The sequence below is a fragment of the Streptomyces glaucescens genome, from assembly GCF_000761215.1.
Lineage (GTDB): Bacteria > Actinomycetota > Actinomycetes > Streptomycetales > Streptomycetaceae > Streptomyces > Streptomyces glaucescens_B.
In genome coordinates this window covers 4,000,394-4,019,317 of the sequence record NZ_CP009438.1, presented here as the reverse complement: position 1 = coordinate 4,019,317, position 18,924 = coordinate 4,000,394, and the positions used below count along the sequence as shown (strand labels likewise).

Annotated in this window: 18 protein-coding genes; 10 read left to right on the top strand and 8 right to left on the bottom strand. The window is 72.5% G+C overall.

What is annotated here, in order from left to right:
- Positions 1-11: 11 nt before the first annotated feature.
- Positions 12-1,316, top strand: coding sequence for a M18 family aminopeptidase (locus SGLAU_RS17435; protein ID WP_043502584.1), 1,305 nt, complete (start codon positions 12-14; stop codon positions 1,314-1,316).
- 105 nt (positions 1,317-1,421) lie between these two features.
- Positions 1,422-1,679, top strand: a complete 258-nt coding sequence (locus tag SGLAU_RS17430) for a DUF6458 family protein (RefSeq protein WP_043502581.1) — start codon at positions 1,422-1,424, stop codon at positions 1,677-1,679.
- 18 nt (positions 1,680-1,697) lie between these two features.
- Here SGLAU_RS17430 and SGLAU_RS17425 read toward each other — a convergent pair whose 3' ends face one another.
- Positions 1,698-2,084: a cupin domain-containing protein gene (locus SGLAU_RS17425; RefSeq protein ID WP_043502579.1), complete on the bottom strand. Its 387-nt coding sequence runs from the start codon at positions 2,082-2,084 to the stop codon at positions 1,698-1,700.
- 52 nt (positions 2,085-2,136) lie between these two features.
- Between SGLAU_RS17425 and SGLAU_RS17420 the strand changes: the two genes are divergently transcribed.
- Positions 2,137-3,138: a GlxA family transcriptional regulator gene (locus SGLAU_RS17420; protein ID WP_043502576.1), complete on the top strand. Its 1,002-nt coding sequence runs from the start codon at positions 2,137-2,139 to the stop codon at positions 3,136-3,138.
- Entirely contained in the window at positions 3,135-3,629 is a 495-nt protein-coding gene (locus tag SGLAU_RS17415; protein ID WP_043502574.1) for an LURP-one-related/scramblase family protein, read from the top strand. The genes SGLAU_RS17420 and SGLAU_RS17415 overlap by 4 nt, the downstream gene beginning before the upstream one ends.
- A 26-nt stretch (positions 3,630-3,655) precedes the next feature.
- Here the strand turns inward: SGLAU_RS17415 and SGLAU_RS17410 are convergent, their stop codons facing one another.
- On the bottom strand, positions 3,656-4,450 hold the full coding sequence (locus tag SGLAU_RS17410; RefSeq protein WP_043502572.1) for a carbon-nitrogen family hydrolase: 795 nt from the start codon (positions 4,448-4,450) through the stop codon (positions 3,656-3,658).
- 205 nt (positions 4,451-4,655) lie between these two features.
- Here SGLAU_RS17410 and SGLAU_RS17405 point away from each other — a divergent pair, with 205 nt between their 5' ends.
- Entirely contained in the window at positions 4,656-5,480 is an 825-nt protein-coding gene (locus SGLAU_RS17405) for a maleylpyruvate isomerase family mycothiol-dependent enzyme (protein WP_043502571.1), read from the top strand.
- 70 nt (positions 5,481-5,550) lie between these two features.
- The gene (locus SGLAU_RS17400; RefSeq protein ID WP_078957758.1) at positions 5,551-6,378 is read left to right on the top strand and encodes an SAM-dependent methyltransferase; all 828 of its coding nucleotides are present in this window, start codon (positions 5,551-5,553) and stop codon (positions 6,376-6,378) included.
- A gap of 10 nt (positions 6,379-6,388) precedes the next feature.
- On the opposite strand, the gene SGLAU_RS17395 is transcribed toward SGLAU_RS17400, so the two are convergent.
- Both SGLAU_RS17395 and SGLAU_RS17390 read right to left on the bottom strand, forming a co-directional pair.
- Complete coding sequence (locus SGLAU_RS17395; RefSeq protein WP_043502567.1) at positions 6,389-7,690, bottom strand: MFS transporter; 1,302 nt, start codon at positions 7,688-7,690, stop codon at positions 6,389-6,391.
- The gene (locus SGLAU_RS17390; protein ID WP_043502565.1) at positions 7,687-8,340 is read right to left on the bottom strand and encodes a GntR family transcriptional regulator; all 654 of its coding nucleotides are present in this window, start codon (positions 8,338-8,340) and stop codon (positions 7,687-7,689) included. The genes SGLAU_RS17395 and SGLAU_RS17390 overlap by 4 nt, the downstream gene beginning before the upstream one ends.
- A 246-nt stretch (positions 8,341-8,586) precedes the next feature.
- On the opposite strand from SGLAU_RS17390, the gene SGLAU_RS17385 reads away from it, so the two are divergent.
- Complete coding sequence (locus tag SGLAU_RS17385) at positions 8,587-9,483, top strand: D-alanyl-D-alanine carboxypeptidase family protein (RefSeq protein ID WP_078957757.1); 897 nt, start codon at positions 8,587-8,589, stop codon at positions 9,481-9,483.
- A gap of 80 nt (positions 9,484-9,563) precedes the next feature.
- On the opposite strand, the gene SGLAU_RS17380 is transcribed toward SGLAU_RS17385, so the two are convergent.
- From SGLAU_RS17380 to pdhA, 3 genes are read right to left on the bottom strand one after another with little or no spacing between them, the layout of a single operon-like run.
- Complete coding sequence (locus SGLAU_RS17380; RefSeq protein WP_043502561.1) at positions 9,564-11,009, bottom strand: dihydrolipoamide acetyltransferase family protein; 1,446 nt, start codon at positions 11,007-11,009, stop codon at positions 9,564-9,566.
- 10 nt (positions 11,010-11,019) lie between these two features.
- Positions 11,020-12,000: an alpha-ketoacid dehydrogenase subunit beta gene (locus SGLAU_RS17375; protein WP_052413799.1), complete on the bottom strand. Its 981-nt coding sequence runs from the start codon at positions 11,998-12,000 to the stop codon at positions 11,020-11,022.
- Between the two features lies 1 nt (position 12,001).
- Positions 12,002-13,192 (bottom strand): pyruvate dehydrogenase (acetyl-transferring) E1 component subunit alpha, encoded by a 1,191-nt coding sequence (gene pdhA, locus SGLAU_RS17370; RefSeq protein WP_043502559.1) that lies wholly within the window; start codon positions 13,190-13,192, stop codon positions 12,002-12,004.
- A 322-nt stretch (positions 13,193-13,514) separates the two neighbouring features.
- Between pdhA and SGLAU_RS36950 the strand changes: the two genes are divergently transcribed.
- Both SGLAU_RS36950 and SGLAU_RS17365 read left to right on the top strand, forming a co-directional pair.
- Positions 13,515-13,820 carry a hypothetical protein gene (locus tag SGLAU_RS36950; protein ID WP_159072785.1) on the top strand — a complete coding sequence of 102 codons (306 nt, stop codon included), beginning with the start codon at positions 13,515-13,517 and terminating at the stop codon, positions 13,818-13,820.
- Positions 13,821-14,111: 291 nt separating this feature from the next.
- On the top strand, positions 14,112-15,155 hold the full coding sequence (locus SGLAU_RS17365; protein ID WP_412556235.1) for a phosphotransferase: 1,044 nt from the start codon (positions 14,112-14,114) through the stop codon (positions 15,153-15,155).
- 146 nt (positions 15,156-15,301) lie between these two features.
- On the opposite strand, the gene SGLAU_RS17360 is transcribed toward SGLAU_RS17365, so the two are convergent.
- A complete protein-coding gene (locus tag SGLAU_RS17360; protein WP_078957756.1) occupies positions 15,302-16,939 on the bottom strand; it encodes a protein kinase domain-containing protein in 1,638 nt (545 codons plus the stop codon).
- Between the two features lie 327 nt (positions 16,940-17,266).
- Here SGLAU_RS17360 and SGLAU_RS17355 point away from each other — a divergent pair, with 327 nt between their 5' ends.
- Entirely contained in the window at positions 17,267-18,910 is a 1,644-nt protein-coding gene (locus tag SGLAU_RS17355; RefSeq protein ID WP_043502554.1) for a protein kinase domain-containing protein, read from the top strand.
- Positions 18,911-18,924 lie beyond the last annotated feature (14 nt).

Here is an 18,924-nt window from a genome sequence, read left to right as displayed (position 1 = left end):
AGGTGAACCTCATGAGCGAACCCTCCCGCTTCCACCGCGGCCACACCGACGACCTGATGTCCTTCCTGGCGGCCAGCCCGTCGCCGTACCACGCGGTGGCGAACACCGCCCAGCGGCTGGAGAAGGCAGGTTTCCGGCAGGTCGCGGAGACGGACGCCTGGGACGGGACGAGCGGCGGCAAGTACGTGCTGCGCGGCGGCGCGATCGTGGCCTGGTACGTCCCCGAGGACGCCGAGCCGCACACCCCGTTCCGCATCGTCGGCGCGCACACCGACTCCCCCAACCTGCGCGTCAAGCCGCTCCCCGACACCGGCGCCCACGGCTGGCGCCAGGTGGCGGTGGAGATCTACGGCGGCCCGCTGATGAACTCCTGGCTCGACCGCGACCTCGGCCTGGCCGGCCGGCTCACCCTGCGGGACGGCACCACCCGCCTGGTCAACATCGACCGCCCGCTGCTGCGCGTCCCCCAGCTCGCCATCCACCTGGACCGCGCGGTCTCCGCGGAGGGCCTCAAGCTCGACAAGCAGCGGCACATGCAGCCCGTCTGGGGACTCGGCGACGACGTCCGCGACGGCGACCTCATCGCCTTCCTGGAGGAGGCCGCGGGACTGTCCGCGGGCGAGGTGACCGGCTGGGACCTGATGACCCACTCGGTGGAGCCGCCCGCGTACCTCGGCCGCGACCAGGAACTCGTCGCGGGACCGCGGATGGACAACCTGCTGTCCGTGCACGCGGGCGCGGCGGCGCTCGCCGCGGTGGCGACCGGACCGGACGCCGCCCGGCTGCCGTACGTGCCGGTGCTGGCCGCCTTCGACCACGAGGAGAACGGCTCCCAGTCGGACACCGGCGCCGACGGCCCGCTCCTCGGCAACGTGCTGGAGCGGTCGGTGTTCGCGCGCGGCGGCTCGTACGAGGACCGGGCGCGCGCCTTCGCCGGCACGGTCTGCGTCTCCTCCGACACCGGGCACGCCGTCCACCCCAACTACGCGGAACGGCACGACCCGACGCACCACCCGCGTGTCGACGGCGGACCGATCCTCAAGGTCAACGTCAACAACCGCTACGCCACCGACGGTTCGGGCCGGGCCGTGTTCGCCGCCGCCTGTGAGAAGGCGGGCGTGCCCTTCCAGTCGTTCGTCTCCAACAACTCCATGCCGTGCGGCACCACCATCGGCCCGATCACCGCCGCCCGGCACGGCATCCGCACGGTCGACATCGGCGTGGCGATCCTGTCCATGCACAGCGCCCGCGAACTGTGCGGCGCCAAGGACCCGTACCTGCTGGCGAACGCCCTGGTGGCCTTCCTGGAGGGCTAGTTCGACGGCGTCGGGCGACAAGGGGGGCGTGCGTGCGCGGCCCGTGGGTACCCGTCACCCACCGGAACCACCGGAGACACCGGACCGGACAGGAGGCGACAACTCATGGGCCTCGGCGGGTGCATCATCCTCATCGCCGTGGGAGCCATCCTCACCTTCGCGACCGACTGGGACATGCAGGGGGTCAACCTCGACCTGGTCGGGATCATCCTGATGATCGTCGGGTTGATCGGCGTGTCGACGTTCAGCAGCATCGCCCGCCGCCGGCGGGTCGTGGTGCCGCCCACCACGCCGGTCGTCGACGAGCAGGCTCCGCACCTCCACCAGCGGCGCGACGGTTACAGCGACGGCTACGGCGTATAGCCGCTTCCCGGCCCGGTTCTAGGCCAGCGTGTGACCCGTCGTCGCGTCCACGTGGTCCGGAACCGGGTCGTGGCGATCCCCGACCGTGAGCGTGCCGGTCGGCTCGAACAGCAGGATCTCCGTGGGGACCGGGGCGTACGGCTTGTGCTCGGTGCCGCGGGGGACGGTGAACACGGAACCCCTCGGGAGTACGACCGTGCGCTCGCCGGACGGTCCGCGCAGGCCGATGCGGAGTTCGCCGCTGAGCACCAGGAAGAACTCGTCGGTGTGGTCGTGGACGTGCCAGACGTGCTCGCCCTCGACCTTCGCGACCCGGACGTCGTAGTCGTTGACGGCGGTGACGATGCGGGGGCTCCACCGTTCGCTGAAGGAGGCCAGCGCGGTGGTGAGTGAGATGGGTTCCATGCGGCCATCGTGGGCCGTGGCGGTACCGCGCCACGAGTGCTAGGAATCGCACATGCCGCAAGGATCCTCTCAGTCGCCGCCCCGCGTGGTACTCGTCGTCGACGAGAACTCCAACCCGTTCGAGATGAGCTGCGCCATCGAGATCTTCGGACTGCCCCGTCCCGAGCTGGGACGTGAGCTGTACGACTTCCGGCTGTGCGCGGCCGCACCGCACACCCGGATGCGCGACGGGTTCTTCACCCTCACCGGGGTCGCCGGGCTGGACGCGGTGGACGCGCTGGCGGAGGGCGACACGCTGATCGTGCCGAACCGGCCGGACACCGACGTGCCGCGGGCCCGGGTCGTCCTGGACGCCGTCCGCCGCGCCCACGCGCGCGGGGCGCGGCTGGTCGGGTTCTGCTCCGGCGCGTTCACGCTCGCGGAGGCCGGACTGCTGGACGGCCGGCCCGCCGCCTGCCACTGGATGTGGGCGGAGTCGTTCCGGGCCCGTTTCCCGCGCGTGCGGCTGGAGCCCGACGTGCTCTTCGTGGACGACGGCGACATCCTCACCGCCTCCGGCAGTGCCTCGGCGCTCGACCTGGGCCTGCATCTGGTGCGGCGGGACCACGGCGCCGAGATCGCCAACGCGGTCTCCCGGCGGCTGGTGTTCGCCGCCCACCGCGACGGCGGGCAGCGGCAGTTCGTGGAACGGCCGGTGCCGGACGTACGGGACGAGTCGCTGGGGCCGCTGCTGGAGTGGGCGCAGGAGCGGCTGGCGGAGCCCCTGACGGTGGCCGGCCTGGCGGCCCGCGCGGCGGTCTCCCCGGCGACCCTGCACCGCCGGTTCCGCGCCCAGCTCGGCACCACCCCGCTGGCGTGGCTGACGGGCGAGCGGGTGGCGCTGGCCTGCCGGCTGATCGAGCGGGGGGAGGAACGGCTGGACGTGGTGGCCGCGCGCAGCGGCCTGGGCACCGCGGCGAACCTGCGGGCGCGGCTGCGCCGGGAGACCGGGCTCAGCCCGTCGGCCTACCGGCGGCGTTTCGGGACGGCCGCCGGGGAAGCGCTGGTGACATGAGATACCTCGTGCGCGACCGGCTGCTGGGCTTCGGCGACGACTACTGGATCGAGGACGAGCACGGCGACAAGGCGTTCCTCGTCGACGGCAAGGCCATGCGGCTGCGGGACACCTTCGAGCTGAAGGATGCCGAGGGGCGGGTGCTCATCGACATCCGGGAGAAGATGCTCGCCCTGCGGGACACCCTGCTCATCGAGCGGGACGGCGAAGCCCTGGCGAGCATCCGCCGCAAACGGCTGTCGCTGCTGCGCAACCACTACCGGGTGACGCTGGTCGACGGCACCGCACTGGACGTCAGCGGCAGGATCCTGGACCGGGAGTTCGCCGTCGAGTACGACGGGGAGCTCCTCGCCGTCGTCTCGCGCCGCCGGCTGCACCTGCGGGAGACCTACGGCGTCGACGTGGTCCGCGAGGACGCGGATCCGGCGCTGCTGATCGCGGTGGCGGTGTGCGTCATCCACCTGGCGGAGCGGGAGGGCGAGGAGGACTGACGGGGGCCCTCCCGGGCGGCGGGCGGTCAGCGGCGCGGCGGCTCCAGGCCCAGCACCCGGTCCTTCAGCGCGGGGAACTGATCCCGGGTCACGGCGACCCGGCCGGGGTCGAAGTCCACGGTGAGCACCTGCTCGCCGGGGCCCGCCTCGGCCAGCACCTCACCCCAGGGATCGACCACGATCGAGTGACCGGCCTGGGGAACTCCGGCGTGGGTCCCGGCCGTTCCGCAGGCGAGGACGAAGGCCTGGTTCTCCACCGCCCGGGCCCGGGCGAGGAGCGTCCAGTGGGAGCGGCGGCGTTCCGGCCAGCCCGCGGGGACGACCAGGGTCTCGGCGCCGGCGTCCACGAGCCGGCGGAAGAGTTCGGGGAAACGGAGGTCGTAGCAGGTGGCCACGCCCAGGGTCGTCCCGGGCAGACGGACCGTCACCGGGTGCCGTCCCGCGCCCATCAGCACGGCCTCGCCCTCGTCGAAGCCGAACCGGTGGATCTTGCGGTAGGCGGCGGCCAGTTCTCCGGCCGGGGAGAAGACCAGGGAGGTGTTGTAGAGGGTGCCGTCCGGGTCCCGTTCGGGGATGGAGCCCGCGTGCAGCCAGACGCCCGTGTCGCTCGCCGCCTTGGCCATCGCCTCGTGCGTCGGGCCGTCCAGCGGCTCGGCCTCGCGGCCGAAATCCTCGTAGGCGAACGCCCCGGTGGTCCAGAGCTCCGGCAGGACGACCAGGTCGGCCCCCGCCTGCTCACGGACCAGGGAGGAGACCCGGCGTCGCCGGGTTTCGACCGGTTCGCCCTCGTCCACGGCGATCTGAATCAGAGAGGCGCGCACAGTACCACCGTCCTGGCCATCGAGCCGTCCGCACGAGCGTCCACACCGGTATCCACTCCGGCCTACGATCGTCACACGAAAGGCCTGCCGGGGTGCCTTCCAGCAGCGTAACTTAGCGGGCAAGACACCCGCCGTCAGCCACCGCCTTCCACTGGCAACGCCGCCACCACCTGCCCGTGTACCGACCGCCGAGGGGTCCCGTTCCGTGAGTCTGCATCCCACCCTCCAGCCCTACGCCGACGCCTGGACCCACTCCATCGAAGCGATATCCGAGCTGGTGCAGCACCTGGTGGAGGCCGACTGGAACCGGCGCACGCCCTGCCCGGCCTGGTCGGTGCGCGACGTCGTGTCCCACGTCATCGGCCTGGACTCCGAGATGCTGGGCGACCCGCGGCCCATCCACACCCTCCCGCGCGACCTGTTCCACGTGACCACCGACCACCAGCGGTACATGGAGATGCAGGTCGACGTCCGCCGCCACCACACGGCGCCGGAGATGACCGCCGAGCTGGAATACATGGTCATCCGCCGCAACCGGCAACTGCGCAACGAATCCCGCGATCCGGGGACCAAGGTGCGCGGCCCGCTCGGCACGGAGCTGACGCTGGAGGAGTCGATGCGCCGGCACGCGTTCGACGTGTGGGTGCACGAGCAGGACCTGCGCACCGCCCTCGGCCGCCCCGGCAACCTGGACTCGCCGGGCGCCCACGTCGCCCGCGACGTGCTGCTCGACGCGCTGCCGGACGTGGTCGCGGTGAAGGCGCAGGCGCCGCGCAGCTCGGCGGTCGTCTTCGACGTGCACGGGCCCGTGGAGTTCCTGCGCACCGTCCGCGTCGACATCCAGGGCCGCGGCACCCTGGAGACGGTCCCCGCGCTGGGCCCCGCGGCCACCCTCAGCCTCGACTGGGAGACGTACGTGCGGCTGGCCTGCGGCCGGGTGAGTCCGACGGCGGCCGGGGACCGGGTGAAGCAGGAGGGGGACCCGGACCTGACCGCGGCCATCCTGCGGCACTTCGCGGTGACGCCGTAGCGCGGGTGCGCGGTGCCGCCGGGCGGATATCCGCTACCGGTCGCCGTCCGCGCACCGTAGCGTCCGGGCCATGCCCGATACCCCCTCGCCCGATACGTCCTCGCCCGGTGCGGCGTCCTCCCCCGCGGTCCCCGTCCCCCCGGTGGCGGGTCCGCCACGGCTGACCCGGCTCGTCTTCCACGGCCCCCTCTCCGAGCGGCGGGCGGACGCGCTCGTACGGCGGCTGGCCGCGAACGCTCCGGCGAGCGTCCTGGACGTCGGCTGCGGCTGGGCCGAGCTGCTGCTGCGCGTCCTCGCCGCCGTCCCCGGGGCCACCGGCACCGGTGTCGACCTCGACGGTGACGACCTCGCCCGGGCCCGCCGCGCCGCGCGCGAACGGGGGCTCGCCGAGCGGGTGACGTTCGCCGAGGAGACCGCCGTGGACACCGGGCGCGGGCCCGCCGATCTGGTGCTGTGCGTCGGCTCCAGCCAGGCCCTGACCACCGTGGAGCCGCCCGAGCACCTGCCGCGGGCCCTGCGCGCCCTGCGCGGCCTGGTCACCGACGACGGGCGGGTGCTGCTCGGCGAGGGATTCTGGCAGCGGACCCCGGCGCCCGGCGAACTCGCGGGGATGTGGCCGCACGCCACCGCCGCCGACCACACCGACCTGGCGACGCTGCTCGATCTGGCCGTCGAGGCGGGGTTCCGTCCGGAGTGGACGGAGACGGCGAGCACGGAGGAGTGGGAGGAGTTCGAGTCGGCGTACCAGGCGGACGTGGAGGTGTGGCTGGCCCGCAATCCGGGACATCCGCTGGCGGCCGGGACCCGCGAGCGGGCCGACCGGCACCGCTCCCGGTGGATGCACTACCGCGGGGTGCTGGGCCTGGCCTACCTCACGCTGGTCCCGGTGGCGCGCTGACGCTGCCGGTTCACGCCGGCACGTGCACCGCCTCCACCCGGCTCGTCACCAGCCGCTCCCGCTCCCGGCGCGCCGCCCGCCCGCGCAGCCGCAGGATCTGGCCGACACCGAGGGCCTGGAGCAGGAAGACGGAGGAGAAGGCGACGGTGTAGTCGTCCCCGGTGGCGTCCAGCAGCACCCCGACCGCGAACAGGGTCGTCATCGAGGCGACGAACCCGCCCATGTTGGTGATGCCGGACGCCGTGCCCTGGCGCTCCGGCGGGTTCGCCGGGCGGGCGAAATCGAAGCCGATCATGGAGGCGGGCCCGCAGGCGCCGAGCACCGCGCACAGCGCGACCAGCAGCCACATCGGCGCCCGCGCGCCGGGCCAGGCCAGCGTGGTCGCCCACAGCAGCGCCGTCGCCGCGATCGTGCCGAGCGCGAGCGGCAGCCGCGCCCCGTGGTGCCGGGCCACGATCTGGCCGTAGACCAGGCCGATCGCCATGTTGGACAGCACGACCAGGGTCAGCAGCTCACCCGCGGTGGCCCGGCTCAGGCCCTGCGCCTCGACCAGGAACGGCATGCCCCACAGCAGCAGGAACACCATCGCGGGGAACTGCGTGGTGAAGTGCACCCACAGGCCGAGCCGGGTGCCGGGCTCCCGCCAGGACTCGGCGATCTGCCGCCGGACGTAGGCCGTTCCCCGGTGCGAGACCGGTTCCGGCTCGTGGCCCTCGGGGTGGTCCTTCAGGAAGAGCAGCAGCAGGACCAGGACGACCACGCCGGCGAGGGCGCTGCCGGCGAAGGCCTGCGTCCAGCCGATGCCGTGCAGCAGCCGGGCGAGGACCAGGGTGGACACCAGGTTGCCCGCCATGCCGGCGAGCCCGGCGAGCTGTGCGACCAGCGGTCCGCGCCGGGCCGGGAACCAGCGGCTGCCGAGCCGCAGCACGCTGATGAAGGTCATCGCGTCACCGCAGCCCAGCAGGGCGCGCGAGGCGAGCGCCATGCCGTACGACGGGGAGAAGGCGAAGCCGAGCTGGCCGGCCGTGAACAGGACCACCCCGATGGCCAGCACCTTCCTGGTGCCGAGCCGGTCGACCAGCAGGCCGACGGGGATCTGCATCCCGGCGTACACGAGGAGCTGGAGGATGGAGAACGTGGACAGCGCGGAGGCGTTCACGTGGAAGCGGTCGGCGGCGTCGAGGCCGGCGACGCCCAGCGAGGTGCGGAAGATGACGGCGACGAAGTAGACGGCGACGCCGATCGACCACACGGCGACCGCCCGCCGGCCGCCGGGTGGATCGCCGGGCAGGGATATCGACGGCGCGCTCACCGGACCTCACCCCGCGCCAGGTGCGAGAACCAGCCGACGTGCCGGTGGACGGCGGCGACGGCGGCCTCGGCGTCGCCTGAGCGCAGCGCGTCCAGGATCTCGTGGTGCTCGTCCAGGTTCTTGGCGATGCGGTCGGGGTGGGAGTGCATCACGGCGACGCCCATCCGCAGCTGGCGGTCGCGGAGCTGGTCGTAGAGGCGGGAGAGGATGCCGTTGCCGCCGCTGCGGACGATCTCGGCGTGGAAGCAGCGGTCGGTGACCGCGACGGCGGCCAGGTCCCCGGCGGCGGCCTGCTCCCGCTGCTGGGCGAGCAGCTCCTCCAGGCGGGTGATCAGCGCGGGCGGGGCGGGGACGGCCTTGCGGGCGGCGTGCTCCTCGACCAGCAGACGGGTCTCGACGACGTCGGCGATCTCCTGCGCGGAGACCGGCAGCACCAGGGCGCCCTTCTTCGGGTACAGCTTGAGCAGTCCCTCGGCCTCCAGCCGCAGCAGTGCCTCGCGCACGGGGGTGCGCGAGACCCCCACGGCCTCGGCCAGCTCGCCCTCGGTGAGGAGCGTTCCGCCCTCGTAGCGGCGGTCCAGGACCCCTTGTTTGACGTGGGTGTAGACGCGGTCGGCGGCGGGCGGTTGCTTCACGGCTGCCAAGGTCATGCCGACAGGATAGATACATCACGTACGCATGGGGGCGGCCGTCCAGGATGCGGACCCGGGACACCGGCCGGAACGGCGGACGGAACACCGCCGGGAGGCCGGCCGGAACACCGGCCGAATGCCCCGGGATTCGCGGTACAACCATTCCCCGCCCCCAGCTGTCTCACCTGTGCGGCCCTGTTGCGCCCCCTCTCAACTCGGCCACAACAAACGGGACTTATCGATTAGTTCGGGGTATTTCTCTTGATGAGCAGCATTTCGGGCGTTCGGGTCCGCAGAGCCATCACGGTCGGGCTCGCCACCGGCGCCATGATCACCACGGGTGCGGTCGTCGCCGCCCCCGCGCAGGCCCTCACGGTGCCCACCGTCACCGCCAAGGGCGCCTTCGTGATGAACGGCGCGACCGGCGCGACCCTGTACACGAAGTCCGGCGACACCAAGCGGCTCACGGCCTCCACCACGAAGATCATGACCGCCAAGGTCGTGCTCTCGCAGCCGAACCTGAACCTGGACACCAAGGTGACGATCCGGAAGGAGATCAGCGACTACATCGTCTCCAAGGGCGCCTCGTCGGCGCGCCTGATCGTCGGTGACAAGGTCACCGTCCGTCAGCTCCTCTACGGCATGATGCTGCCGTCCGGCTGCGACGCCGCGATGGCCCTCGCCGACAAGTTCGGCACCGGCACCTCGGTCAAGGCCCGCACCGCCAACTTCATCGGCAAGATGAACACCATGGCCAAGAGCCTGGGCATGACCAACACGCACTTCGACTCGTTCGACGGCATCAGCAACGGCTCCAACTACTCGACGCCGCGCGACCTGACGAAGCTCGCGCGCAGCACGATGAAGAGCAGCACGTTCCGGGCCGTGGTGAAGACGAAGTCGTACACGGCCAAGACGATCACCAAGACCGGGGCCATCCGGACGATGGCGCCCTGGGCCAACACCAACACGCTGCTCGGCTGGAACGGCACGCTCGGCATCAAGACCGGCTCCGGTCCCGAGGCCAAGTACTGCCTGGTCTTCGCCGCCACGCTCAACGGCGAGCAGGTGATGGGCACCGTCCTGTCCTCCTCGTCGGAGGCCTACCGCACCGCCGACGTGAAGAAGCTGATCAACTACGGCTACGCCCGCATCAGCTGACGCGCCCGGCGCCGCACGCACGGCACAGGGGCCCGCCGCCTCCCCGGCGACGGGCCCCTTCCTCATGTGCCGCTACCGGCTCACGCCCAGGTGATCAGCCGCTTGGGCTGCTCCAGGACGGCCGCCACGTCGGCCAGCACCTTGGAGCCCAGCTCGCCGTCGACCAGGCGGTGGTCGAAGGAAAGCGCCAGCGTGGTGACCTGACGGGGCTTCACCTTTCCCTTGTGCACCCACGGCTGGAGCTTGATCGCGCCCACCGCGAGGATCGCGGACTCGCCGGGGTTGAGGATCGGCGTGCCGGTGTCGACGCCGAAGACGCCGACATTGGTGATGGTGATCGTGCCGCCCTGCATGGCCGCCGGGGACGTCCTGCCCTCGCGTGCCGTGCCGACCAGCTCGCCCAGCGACTCGGCCAGCTCCGGCAGGGTCTTGGTGTGCGCGTCCTTGATGTTCGGCACGATCAGGCCGCGCGGGGTGGCCGCCGCGATGCCCAGGTTGACGTAGTGCTTGACCACGATCTCCTGGGCCGCCTCGTCCCAGGACGCGTTGATGTCCGGGTTGCGCCGGACGGCGACCAGCAGCGCCTTGGCGATCAGCAGCAGCGGGTTCACCCGCAGACCGCTGAACTCCTTGTCCTGCTTCAGCTCCTCCACCAGCTTCATGGTGCGCGTGACGTCCACCGTCACGAACTCCGTGACGTGCGGCGCGGTGAACGCCGAGCCGACCATCGCCGCGGCCGTGGCCTTGCGGACGCCCTTGACCGGGATCCGGGTCTCGCGCGCCGCGTCGGATCCGGCGGCGGGGGCCGCGGCGGCCTGGGGGGCTGCCGGGGCGGCGGCGGGGGCCGGGACGGCGGCCGGAGCCTGCGGCGCCGCCGCCGCGTGCACGTCCTCGCGGGTGATGATGCCGTCCGGGCCGGTCGGGGTGACCGTGGCCAGGTCGACGCCCAGGTCCTTGGCCAGCTTGCGCACCGGCGGCTTGGCCAGCGGGCGCTGCTGCGAGGCGGCGGGCTGCGCCGGGGCGGGCGCGGCGGCCTGCGGGGCGTGGCCGTTCAGCTCCGCCTGGACGGCCGTCGCGGCCGGCTGGGCCGGCGTCCCGGCGCCCTTGCGGGGGCGGCGCTTGGTGGACGTGGCGGCCACGCCGTAGCCGACCAACACCGGCTGGCGGCCCTGCGGCTCGGCCTCCTCCGCCGCGGGCGCCTGCGGGGCGCCGGCGGCCTGCGGTGCCTGGGTCGCCTGGGGTGCCTGCGGCTCGCTGCCGGGGGCGCCGCCCACCTCGACCGCGATGATCGACGTGCCCACGTCGACCGTCGTGCCCTCGGGGAAGTGCAGGGCGCGCACCACGCCGTCGTACGGGATGGGCAGCTCGACGGCGGCCTTGGCCGTCTCCACCTCGCAGACGATCTGGCCGTCGGTGACCGTGTCGCCGGGCTGGACGTACCACTTGAGGATCTCGGCCTCGGTCAGGCCCTCGCCCACGTCCGGCATCTTGAACTCGCGTACGGACGCTTCCGTCATCGTCGTCACGACCCTCTCCTCAGTACGCCAGGGCACGGTCGACGGCGTCGAGCACCCGGTCCAGGCCCGGCAGGTACTCCTCCTCCAGGCGCGCCGGCGGGTACGGGGCGTGGTAGCCGCCGACCCGGAGCACCGGGGCCTCCAGGTGGTAGAAGCAGCGCTCGGTGATCCGCGCGGCGATCTCCGCGCCGGAGCCGAAGAACACCGGCGCCTCGTGGACCACGACGAGCCGGCGGGTCTTCTCCACCGACGCCTGGATGGCGTCGAAGTCGATCGGGGAGACCGAGCGCAGGTCCAGGACCTCCAGGTTCCGGCCCTCCTCGGCGGCCGCCCCGGCGACCTCCAGGCAGGTCTTCACCATCGGGCCGTAGGCGGCCAGGGTGAGGTCGGTGCCCTCGCGGACCACCCGCGCCGTGTGCAGCGGGCCCGGGATGGCCTCGGGGTTGACCTCGCCCTTGTCCCAGTAGCGCCGCTTCGGCTCGAAGAAGATCACCGGATCGTCGCTCTGGATGGCCTGCTGCATCATCCAGTACGCGTCGGAGGCGTTGGAGGGGCTGACGATCTTGAGGCCCGCCACGTGGGCGAACAGCGCCTCGGGGGACTCCGAGTGGTGCTCGACCGCGCCGATGCCGCCGCCGTAGGGGATGCGCACGACGACGGGCATCTTGACCTTGCCCAGGGACCGGGCGTGCATCTTCGCGAGCTGCGTGACGATCTGGTCGTACGCCGGGAAGACGAAGCCGTCGAACTGGATCTCCACCACCGGCCGGTAGCCGCGCAGGGCGAGGCCGATCGCCGTGCCGACGATGCCGGACTCGGCGAGGGGGGTGTCGATGACACGGCTCTCGCCGAAGTCCTTCTGGAGGCCGTCGGTCACCCGGAACACGCCGCCGAGCTTGCCGACGTCCTCGCCCATGACGAGGACCTTGGGGTCCGACTCCAGGGCGCGGCGCAGCGACTCGTTGATCGCCTTGGCCAGGGCCATCTTCTCCGCTGCCATGTCAGTCCCCCTGTCCGTCCGCGAACGACGCCTGGTAGGCGGCGAACTGCGCGCGCTCCTCGTCGACGAGCGCGTGCCCGTCCGCGTACACGTTCTCGAAGATGGCGAAGTGGTCCGGGTCCGGCATGGCGCGGACCGCCTCGCGCACTCGCCTGCCCAACGTCTCGCTCTCGGTCTCCAGTTCCGCGAAGAACGCCTCGTCCGCGTGGTTCGAGGCCTCCAGGTGGCGGCGCAGGCGCAGGATCGGGTCCTTCGCCTCCCAGGCCAGGCGTTCCTCGTCGCCCCGGTAGCGGGAGGGGTCGTCGGAGGTGGTGTGGGCGCCCATGCGGTAGGTGTACGCCTCGACGAGGGTGGGGCCCTCGCCGAGGCGGGCCCGCTCCAGGGCCCACTTGGTCACGGCGAGGCAGGCCAGCACGTCGTTGCCGTCGACCCGGACGCCGGGGAAGCCGAAGCCCTGGGCGCGCTGGTAGAGCGGGACGCGGGTCTGCTTCTCGGTGGGCTCGGAGATCGCCCACTGGTTGTTCTGGCAGAAGAACACCACGGGGGCGTTGTAGACGGCGGAGAACGTGAAGGACTCGGCGACGTCGCCCTGGCTGGAGGCGCCGTCGCCGAAGTAGGCGATGACCGCGCTGTCCGCGCCGTCCTTGGCGATGCCCATCGCGTAGCCGGTGGCGTGCAGCGTCTGGGAGCCGATGACGATCGTGTACAGGTGGAAGTTGTTGCCGTTCGGGTCCCAGCCGCCGTTGTTGACGCCGCGGAACATGCCGAGCAGGTTGGTCGGGTCGACCCCGCGGCACCAGGCGACGCCGTGCTCGCGGTAGGTCGGGAAGACGTAGTCGTCGTCGCGCAGGGCCCGGCCGGAGCCGATCTGGGCGGCCTCCTGGCCGAGCAGCGACGCCCACAGGCCCAGCTCGCCCTGGCGCTGGAGGGCGGTCGCCTCGGCGTCGAAGCGGCGGGTGAGCACCATGTCGCGGTACAGACCGCGCAGCTCCTCGGGGGTGATGGCGGCGACGTACTTGTCGTACTCGGCGTTCTTGACGCGCTCGCCCTCGGGCGTCAGCAGCTGCACGAGCTGGGGGTCGGTGCCCGGTGCGGCGCCGGTGCCCTTCCTTGCGGTCGTGCGCTTGCCGGCCGTGCTCTTCGTACTGGCGCTGCGTCGCGGTGTGCGCGCGGCAGTGCTCTCCACGGTCACGTGTGCTCCTCCGTCGGTCCGGCCCCCGGGTTCGCCGGTAAGGCCAGTGCGGCTCACCTGTTCCGACCACCGGGCACGGGGTGGGTGCCACTCGACCGGGAACAGGCGTGACAGGTGCCCCGGCGAGCGCCCTGCAACGATTACGTTACCCAGTGCTCCACATTTCTGTGAAACCCCTCCTGACCTGCGATTTTGCTTGGAAATCCAAGTAAATCGAAAAGCCGGGAAGGAACCCTGGTCACAGCGTTGCAGGCGGCCGGAACACCGGCACGTTATCCCGGCCACCCAGGTCACGGGAAGAGTTTCGTGTGAGACTGATCGCGTGCGTGAAGACGGAAAAATCAGAGTATTTCCCCTCGATGATCACGACGTCGTCCGTCGTGACACGCACGGAACGCCGTCCGGTGCGGACGGCGCCGGGGCGGTCGGCGAGGCGGGGACGGCCGCCGGCGCGCCGGTGCGCTTTTCGGCCACCCGTCCCGATGCGCCGGGCTCGACGCGGCGCCCGGACGGCTCCGGCGCCCGGACGCGGCGCGCGGCAGCCGGCGCCACCGTGCGGGCGGGAACGGCCGGGACCAGGACCAATGCACGCATCGGACAGAACAGGAACGATGGATTCCGGACCTGATCGGTGCGTGATCGGTGAGGGGCCGGCCAGCGGGCGGATCGGCGGAGGGCCACGTCCCGCGAAAAGACGATCAAGAAATTGCGTTTCCGTGCGCTCACGGAAACCCGGCATGCGGTGGCACGCCCCGGCAGCCGCACAGGGGGGCGCGAAAGCGGACGGAGAAATACTGACCGCGATTCACATCCGCCGTCTCCTGAGGAAATGGCACGGCACGACCGGAAGTGATCGCCCACGACTGGCTGTGACAACGCGCAGCTCACGGGCCCCTTCCGGTGCCCTAGCATCTGGCGCGTGCCGCGCCCCTGTGTACCACCCCTCCTGCCCCTCACGCCCCCGCTGAACGCCCTCCTCCGTCAGTACGGCGCGGGCTCCGCCCTCGCCTGCGACCCGGTCGACCAGGGGCTGCTGAACCGCGGTTACCGGCTGTGCACGACCCGCGGCCGCTACTTCCTCAAGCACCACTTCGACCCCGACACCGCCGACCCCGCGGCCATCGAGCGCCGGCACCGCGCCACCCAGCGGCTGGCCGACCTGGGCGTGCCGGTCGCCCCGCCGCTGGCCGGACGCGACGGGCGCACCGTGGCGGTGGTCGGCGGGCACGCGTACGCGCTGCACCCCTGGATCGACGGCCGGCACCGCCACGGCGGCCAGCTCTCCCCCGGCCAGTGCGGCAGGCTCGGGTCCCTGCTGGGCGCCGTGCACGCGACCCTGGAGCGGGTGATGCCCCCCAAGGGCCGCACGGCCCCGGCCGAGCACCCGCACCCCGTGCGCAGCGCCGACCCCGCCGACACCTTCGGCCTCATCGACGATCTCCTCGCGCGCGTGCGCCGGCGCCGGCCCGCCGACTCCTTCGACGAACTGGCCCGGCACCGGCTCCTGGAGCGGCGCGCGCTGCTGGAGCGGCACGCGGACCGCCGGCCCCCGCGGGGCGGCTCGGTGGGCTGGGTGCACGGGGACTTCCACCCGTTCAACGTGCTCTACCGGGGCGACGCCCCGGCCGCGATCGTCGACTGGGACCGGCTCGGCGTCCAGCCCCGCGCGGAGGAGGCGGTGCGCGCCGCCGCGATCTTCTTCGTGCAGCCCGCGGGCACCCTGGACCTGCCCAAGGTGCGGGCGTACGCGCGCGCGTACCGGCGGGCCGCCGAGGCGACGCCGTCCGAGCTGGCCGCGGCCGTGCACCGGGTGTGGTGGGAACGCCTCAACGACTTCTGGATGCTGCGCTGGCGCTACGAGCGCGGCGACACCCGCGCGGACCCCCAGTTCCCGGCCGCCTCGGCGCTGGCCGTGTGGTGGACCCGGGAGTACGACGCGGTGTGCGGGGCGTTCGCGGACTGAACGCCCGCGGCGGGGCGCCGCCCGCGCTGCGGCCGGCGGGCGCGTGCGGCGGGCGCGCCGGGGGCTCGGACGCCGCCTCCGGCGCCGCGGCGGCGTGGGCTCGGACGCCGCCGCTCACGCTGCGGCCGGGCGGGCGCGCCGTGGACTCAGACGCCGCCGCCGTCGGCGCCGCTGACGACCCCCGCGTCGGCACCGCCGTTCTCCGTGCCGCCGTTCTCGGTCCCGCCGTTCTCCGTGCCGCCGTTCTCGGTCCCGCCGTCCTCCGTGCCACCCGTGTCGGTGCCACCCGTGTCGGTACCGCCCGTGTCGGTGCCGCCGGTGCCGGTCGGCGGGGTGTCGGTCGGCGGGTCCGTCGGGTCCTCGGACCAGGACGGCGACGGGCTCCACGACGGGGTCGGCGTCGGGTCCCAGCCGCCCCAGCCGCCCCCGCTGCCCGAGCCGTCGCCCGTGGAGGTGTCCGGGGTCTCCTGGGTCGCGTCGTCGCTCGGCGTCTCCTCGGCCGTCTCCTTGCCGGTGCTCTTGGTGACCGTCGGGGTCGGGCTCTTGTCGGTGCCCGGCTCCTTCGTCTTCTCGCCGTTGAGGGCGAGCGCGACGCCCGCCGCGATGGCGATCACCGCGAGGACGGCGAGGATCCACAGCTTGCCGCGGCCGCTGCCCCGGTTGCCGTGGCCCTCGAAACCGCCGTCGTCCCGGCCCCCGCCGTAGTTCGGCATGACCTGCTGCGGGATCTGGGAGGTGCCGGAGGCGTCCACGGGGTGCGGCAGCACGGCCGTACCGGCCATGCCCGCCGCCGGGGTGTGCCGGCCGTCGTGCGTCTCCACGGGGCCGGTGTTCCAGGTGCCCGTGTGGCTGCCCTGCTCGTACAGCATCTGGAGGGCGTACTGCACCAGGCCGCGCATCTCCTCCGCGGTCTGGAACCGGTCGTCGGGCTCCTTGGCGAGCGAGCGCATGACCAGGCCGTCCAGCTCCGGCGGGGCACCGTCGGAGACCTCGGACGGCGGCGTCGGGATGTCCTGGACGTGCTGGTACACCACCGACAGCGGGGTCTCGCCGACGAACGGCGGGCGCAGCGCGAGCAGTTCGTAGAGCAGGCAGCCGGTCGCGTACAGGTCGGAGCGGTGGTCGACGGCCTTGCCGAGCGCCTGCTCCGGGGAGAGGTACTGCGGGGTGCCCATGACCATGCCGGTCTGCGTCATCGTCGTGGACGCGCCGTGCAGGGCGCGCGCGATGCCGAAGTCCATCACCTTCACGGCGCCGTTGTGCGTGATGATGACGTTGGCGGGCTTGATGTCGCGGTGCACGATGCCGTGCTGGTGCGAGTAGGCCAGCGCCTCCAGGACGCCGGACACGATGATCAGCGCCTGCTCCGGTCCGGGCGCCTCGGCGTTGTGCAGCAGGTCGCGGATGGTGCGGCCCTCGACCAGCTCCATCACGATGTACGGCACGGACTGGCCGCCCACGACGTCCTCGCCGGAGTCGTACACGGCGACGATCGCGTGGTGGTTGAGGCCGGCCACGGACTGCGCCTCGCGCGTGAAGCGGGCCTTGGAGACCGGGTCCTCGGCGAGATCGGCACGCAGCAGCTTCACCGCCACGGTGCGTCCCAGCCGTACGTCCTCCGCCGCGAACACCTCGGCCATGCCGCCCCGGCCGAGCCGGTGGGTCAGCCGATACCGGCCGTCCCCGACCAGCCCGCCGTTACCCCACGATTCCGGCGCATCTGACATCCCGCCGCCAGTCGCCTCGGGGTCGGACGGGCCCTGAGCGCGCTGCTGCTGTGCCATCAGTCCTCGCCGTCGTTTCTGCCCGCGGTGCGCGCGGTGTTGTTACGGTCTCCGTCGGCCACGCTACAGCCTCCGCGCAAGCCTCCGGTCCGAGACGGGCGCCGCGACCGGCACGAGACGGACCGGTCATGAAACCGTGCCCCCGCGCGGTCGTGCAAATCCTGTGTACCGGCCGTACGGCCGCTGTAACGCTTCCGCGACGCTTCTTTCGCGTACGGTCACGGAACGGGCACCGAGCTTGACGTGTCAGTGCCCTGGGGCAGACTTGGCCGGGAATAGCACTTTCGATCAACGGCGCCTGAAGGCCCACAGCGGGGGATACGGATCATGAGCCAGGACGGCGCACAGGACCGGTACGCGGGGCGTTCGCTCGCCGGCGGCCGCTACCAGCTGCGTGATCTGCTCGGCCAGGGCGGCATGGCCTCCGTCCACCTCGCCTACGACAGCGTCCTCGACCGGCAGGTCGCGATCAAGACGCTGCACACCGAGCTGGGCCGCGAGCAGGCCTTCCGCGAGCGGTTCCGCCGCGAGGCCCAGGCCGTGGCGAAGCTCACGCACACCAACATCGTCTCCGTCTTCGACACCGGCGAGGACGACGTGGACGGCATGACCACGCCGTACATCGTCATGGAGTACGTCGAGGGCCGCCCGCTGGGCTCGGTGCTGGAGGAGGACATCCGCCGGTTCGGCGCCATGCCCGCCGACCAGGCCCTCAAGGTCACCGCGGACGTGCTGGCGGCCCTGGAGATCAGCCACGAGATGGGGCTGGTCCACCGGGACATCAAGCCGGGCAACGTGATGGTGACGAAGCGGAACGTCGTCAAGGTGATGGACTTCGGCATCGCGCGTGCCATGCAGTCCGGCGTGACCTCGATGACCCAGACCGGCATGGTGGTCGGCACCCCCCAGTACCTCTCCCCCGAGCAGGCCCTCGGCCGCGGCGTGGACGCCCGCTCCGATCTGTACTCGGTCGGCATCATGCTGTTCCAGCTCGTCACCGGGCGGCTGCCGTTCGACGCCGACTCGCCGCTGGCGATCGCCTACGCGCATGTGCAGGAGGAGCCGGTCGCCCCCTCGGCGATCAACCGCGCTCTGCCGCCGGCCGTGGACGCGCTGGTCGCGCGCGCCCTGAAGAAGAACCCCAACGAGCGCTTCCCGACCGCCGTCGCCATGCGCGACGAGTGCCTGCGGGTCGCCGCCTCCTTCCAGCCCGCCCCGCCGAGCATCGTGGCGGGCAGCCCGGCGCAGAGCGGCGCGGGCGTCGGCTCCGCCGTCTTCCCGCCGGTCGACCAGAGCACCCCGGCGCCCGTGAGCGGCGTCCAGACGCCGTACCAGCCGGCGCCGGCCCCGAACCCGTACGGCACGCCGACGCCGGCGCCCCAGCCGTCGTACGGCTATCCGCAGCAGGGCGGCTACCCGACCCCGTCGCCGTACGCGGCCCAGCAGACGCCGTCCACGCCGCCGCCGTACACCATCGCGCCGCAGGCCCCCGCGCGCGCCTCGGGCTCCGGCGGCAGGAGCAACAAGGCGGTCGTCGCGGGCTCGGCCGTCGTCGCGGTGCTGGCGGTCGGCGGCCTGGTCGCCGCGCTGACCCTGAACGGCGGCGAGAAGGACGACCAGGGCAGGGGCGGCGCCTCGACGCCGACGGCCACGGCCACGGACTCGAAGAAGCCGGGCTACCGCGGGCCGGACACCTCCCGCACGATCGACTCCACCGAGTGCAGCGAGCCCGAGGAGTCGTACAACGACCCGGACAAGGTCAAGATCCCGGACTTCCAGTTCAAGAACATCACGTCGGTCCAGGAGTGTCTGCAGTCCGCGGGCTGGCAGAAGGAAATCAAGTACCAGGACGAGAACACCTACGGCGACGGAACCGTGATGAGCCAGTTCCCGGCCGCGGGCACGGACATCGACCCCACCGAGAAGATCGTCATCCAGCTGAACGTCTCCACGGGGAACCCGCCGTCCTGACCCCCGGCACGCGG